At 63.9% G+C, this 4031-nt stretch carries 4 protein-coding genes and 1 pseudogene; all 5 read left to right on the top strand.

Translation table 11 applies throughout. The annotated features are described in order from the left end of the window. Window positions 1-305, top strand: a pseudogene (locus FN369_RS10035) (hydrogenase); the annotation flags it as partial. Then, the gene (locus FN369_RS10030) at window positions 302-2002 is read left to right on the top strand and encodes a nickel-dependent hydrogenase large subunit (protein ID WP_142526002.1); all 1701 of its coding nucleotides are present in this window, start codon (window positions 302-304) and stop codon (window positions 2000-2002) included. The pseudogene FN369_RS10035 and the gene FN369_RS10030, both read left to right, overlap by 4 nt. 27 nt (window positions 2003-2029) lie before the next feature. Beyond that, window positions 2030-2758, top strand: a complete 729-nt coding sequence (locus tag FN369_RS10025; RefSeq protein ID WP_142526001.1) for a cytochrome b/b6 domain-containing protein — start codon at window positions 2030-2032, stop codon at window positions 2756-2758. Next, a complete protein-coding gene (locus FN369_RS10020) occupies window positions 2724-3284 on the top strand; it encodes a hydrogenase maturation protease (RefSeq protein WP_178087801.1) in 561 nt (186 codons plus the stop codon). Before FN369_RS10025 ends, FN369_RS10020 begins: the two co-directional genes overlap by 35 nt. Beyond that, window positions 3281-3979 carry a hypothetical protein gene (locus FN369_RS10015; RefSeq protein ID WP_142525999.1) on the top strand — a complete coding sequence of 233 codons (699 nt, stop codon included), beginning with the start codon at window positions 3281-3283 and terminating at the stop codon, window positions 3977-3979. The genes FN369_RS10020 and FN369_RS10015 overlap by 4 nt, the downstream gene beginning before the upstream one ends. The last annotated feature ends 52 nt before the right edge of the window (window positions 3980-4031 follow it).

The raw sequence follows: 4031 nt of genomic DNA, 5'->3' as shown, positions 1-4031 counted from the left end.
ACAACTGCTCAATCATCCGTTACAACGACGGAACCAATTGGCCGATCGGAGTCGGCAGAGGATGTATCGGCTGCTCGGAGCCCGGTTTCTGGGATAAGTATGCCTACGAGCGACCAATGGCCAACGCGAACATCCCCGTTCCCGGCCTCTGGAACCTCGGGATCGAGAAGAGCGTTGACATCTTGGGCGTGGGTCTCCTCACCGCCGCCGGGGCCGGCATTGCGATCCACGCTTTCCTGAGCGCCAAGTACGGAAAGAAATCGGACGAGAACGCACCCGGCACGCCTCCCAAGGAGCGGTTATGAGCAAGCGCATCGTCGTCGACCCGATCACCCGGATCGAAGGCCATCTTCGGATCGAGGCCGTGTTGGATGATTCCAATACGATCCAGGACGCCTATGCCTCGGGAACGATGTTCCGCGGGATCGAAACGATTCTCCAAGGACGCGATCCGCGGGACGCGGGCCTCTTGGCGATGCGAATCTGCGGGGTCTGCACCGGGGTCCACTACTGGACGAGCATCCGTGCCGTCGAAGACGCCTTCGGGGTCCGAGTTCCCAACAACGCCCGGCTCGTCCGCAACCTGATCGCGGGCTCCCTCTACCTCCACGACCACCCGGTCCATTTCTACCACCTCCATGCGCTCGACTGGGTCGACCTGCTCTCGGCCCTCAAAGCCGATCCGCGCAAGGCGGTCGACGTCGCCTACCAGTTTACCGACACTCCTTGGAACGCGAGCGTCGAGCACTACCGGAAGGTCCAGGAGCGGCTGGGCGGTTTCGCCGCGCAAGGCCGCCTGGGGATCTTCGCAAACGGCTACTGGGGGAACCCGAGCTACCGCTTCTCCCCAGAGGAAAACCTCGTCGCCCTCTCCCACTACCTCGATGCGTTGGCGATGCAGCGGGGGGCCGCCAAGATGATGGCGATCTTCGGAGGGAAGAACCCACACCCGCAATCGATCGTCGTGGGGGGAGTGACCTGCGTCCAGGACATCGAAAACCCGAGCCGGATCTCCCTCTTCCAGACCCTGCTCGAAGAGCAGCATCGCTTCATCCGGCAGGCCTATTTGCCCGATATCCTCATGGCCGCCCATGCCTACCGAGAGGAGGGACTTGCCGGGATCGGATCGGGCCTCAAATCCTATCTGGCCTACGGCTTCTTCGACATGGACAACGAAGGGCCCGGCCGGGGGAAGACCCTCTTCCCGAGCGGGATGGTCCTCGAAGGCGACCTCTCGAAAGTCTACGACTTCGATCCGGCCAAGGTGACCGAGGACGTGCTCCACTCCTGGTATCGGGGCAGCGACGGGCTCCACCCTTACTCGGGGGTGACCAATCCCTCCTTCACCGGTCTGCGGAAAGAAGGCTCGGTGGCTTACCTCGATACCGACGGAAAGTACAGCTGGATCAAGGCACCGACCTACGACGACCACCGGGTGGAGACCGGCCCCTTGGCCCGCCTGGTGGTCGCCTATGCCCGAGGGGACGCCCGGGTCCGCGAGGCGGTCGACGGGGTGCTCCGTCTAGGAGGACTGCCTCTGACCGTCCTCTTCAGCACTCTCGGCCGAACGGCGGCCCGGGCGATCGAATCCGACCTCATCGCCCAGGCGATGGCGGGTTGGACCCAAGAGCTCGCCAAAAATACGGCCGCCGGGGATCTCTCGACCTGGACTCCCTTCGATTTCGCCAAGGTCTCCCGGGATGCGCAGGGCTGCGGCCTCTCCGAAGCCCCGCGCGGAGCCCTCGGCCACTGGGTCAAGATCCGCGATGGGAAGATCGAAAACTACCAAGCGGTGGTTCCGACCACCTGGAACGCCTCTCCACGCGACCGCAAGGGACGAAGAGGCGCCTACGAGGAGGCCCTCCTCGGGACGAGGCTTGCCAACGCCGACCAGCCCTTGGAGATCCTCCGGACCATTCACAGCTTCGACCCCTGTCTGGCCTGCTCGGTCCATATCGTCGACTTCCGCGGGAGAGATCTGGGCACCTATCGCGTCCTCTAACCCCATATCCGACCGGAAAAGGAGCTTATGAAAGGAGAAGAAAGCGGAACGATCGTTCGGGTGCTCCGGATGCCCGTAAGCTGGCGGATCTTCCACTGGGTCAACTTCGTCGCAGTCTTTACCGCTGTGATCACGGGCATCTACATCGCCCGCCCCTACTACCAGGCCATGATCGCCGAGCCCGCGGTCCGGAAGTTCGTGATGGGATGGAACCGGGCGGTCCACCTCTATGCGGCGATCACGATCGACATCCTCTGCGTGGTCTCCTTCTATCTCTATTTCCTGAGCCGCTTCGAACGCCCGGTCCGCAAACTCCTCCCCACCAAGGAGCATCGGCGAGAGTTCTTCGAGGTGCTGGCGAACTTCTTCACCTTTAACCGGAGGAAGCGCTTTGACTCCTCCGAGCTCGACACCTTCAACGCCGTCTGGTTCAGCCTGCTCCACCTTCTGCTCCTCTTCCAGCTCTTCACCGGTCTCCAGCTCTACGTCTACAGCCTGGAGAGCGGTCTCAGCTCGGTCGGCGGCTGGTGGCCCTGGATCATCCACGTGGGAACCGACTGGACCTACTGGGCCTTCGGCGGCCGAATGGGGGTCCGCTGGGTCCACCACTTCACGATGTACCTCCTCCTCGCTTGGATCGCCTTCCACGTCTACTATGAGATCTGGCGAACCGTCTACTGGCGCGAAGGCGACATCTCGATCGCCTTCGGAGGCGAAAAGATTGCGCGCAGACTTCCCGGAACGGCCGCCGACTGACCTCGCCGTCGTCGGCCTGGGCAACGTGATCCTTCGGGACGAGGGGCTCGGGGTCCTGGCAACCTGGGTGCTCGAGACCAACTACGCCTTCGATCCGGACATCCGCTTCTTAGACGGCGGGGTGCTCGGCCTCGATCTCGTATCCGAGTTCGAACGCCACTCCCGGCTCCTTGTCCTCGATGCGGTTGCCAGCCTCGATCCCCCGGGAACGATCTACCGCTTTCCCGGCCAAGCGCTCTGGAAGCGGGAGGGGCCGGCCCGAACGGCCCACGAGGTCGATCTGTTAGACGTGCTCAAGGTCGCGGCACTTCTGGGCCCGATCCCCAACCTCGTTCTTTTCGGCATGGTTCCCGCGGAGGTCGGCGGACCCGCCCTCGGCCTCTCCGCCCCCTTAGAGAAACCCTTCGCCCGCTACCTGAGCGCCATCCTCCAGGAGCTACGCGGACTCGGCTTTCGGGTCCGGAAAAAGGCGGCCACCCCCCTGCCCCGCATCCTCGAAACGAAGACGCGGATCGAACGCCCATGAGCCCTCCCTCGGCTTCCCTTCTCCTCCGTCTCGAGAAGCTCGATCCGGAGAGCGGACTCTTCGCTTCCTTTCCGGGCCGACCGCCCGTCCCGCTCCTCCGGTTCGCCCCCCTCCCTACGACTGGCGCCCGCATCCTCTCGGCGATCGGATCGATCGACGAAAACGCGCCACGGCTTTTATCCAACTTCCAGCGAAGATTCCCCGCAATCTACGAGGCCGTGGAATCGATCGGCCGAGGCCTTCTCGAAGGCGAGGAGAGCTCTCCCTTTTTCTTTCTCTCGGTCTGCAGCGTCGCGCTCCAGGCTGAGGAAAGCGATCTCCGAGAAACCGCCTCGCTCTTTTCGACCCTGCAGGTGGACTATGCCCTCCTCCAAAAAGAGGAGCAATGGTTCCTCGACACGCGCACGACCCTCCGCAGCCTCTGGGGCTACAAGCTGGCAGATGTGCCCAACGCGCTGCTCCTCCGCTCCCTCTTCGCTTCCCTCGGGCAGACGTTGGGAGCCTTCGCGGGCAGATGCGGCGAACTCCTCCGGACAGAGACCATCCTCCTTTCCGGAGATCTCCTCCCCAATCCCTTCCTTCGGGAGGGGCTCCGCCGAGGCCTCCCGCGCAAGCTCACGATGGCCGAGCACCCGCCCGCTCCCGGCGAGAGCTCGACCCTCCCTCCTATCGACGGGATGGCCGGCGGACGCTAGCTCCTCTGTCCCGGCCCCTCCCCTTCTCCCGGCGCCGTTGCGGCAGCCGGAA

The organism is Methylacidimicrobium cyclopophantes (assembly GCF_902143385.2).
Taxonomy (GTDB): Bacteria; Verrucomicrobiota; Verrucomicrobiia; order Methylacidiphilales; family Methylacidiphilaceae; genus Methylacidimicrobium; species Methylacidimicrobium cyclopophantes.
This window is presented reverse-complemented; position numbering and strand designations above follow the sequence as displayed.

Bases quoted from the DNA above. Each gene is read 5' to 3' on its own strand.
- FN369_RS10030 (WP_142526002.1), top strand. From the start codon at position 302: ATGAGCAAGCGCATCGTCGTCGACCCGATCACCCGGATCGAAGGCCAT.
- FN369_RS10025 (WP_142526001.1), top strand. From the start codon at position 2,030: ATGAAAGGAGAAGAAAGCGGAACGATCGTTCGGGTGCTCCGGATGCCC.
- FN369_RS10015 (WP_142525999.1), top strand. From the start codon at position 3,281: ATGAGCCCTCCCTCGGCTTCCCTTCTCCTCCGTCTCGAGAAGCTCGAT.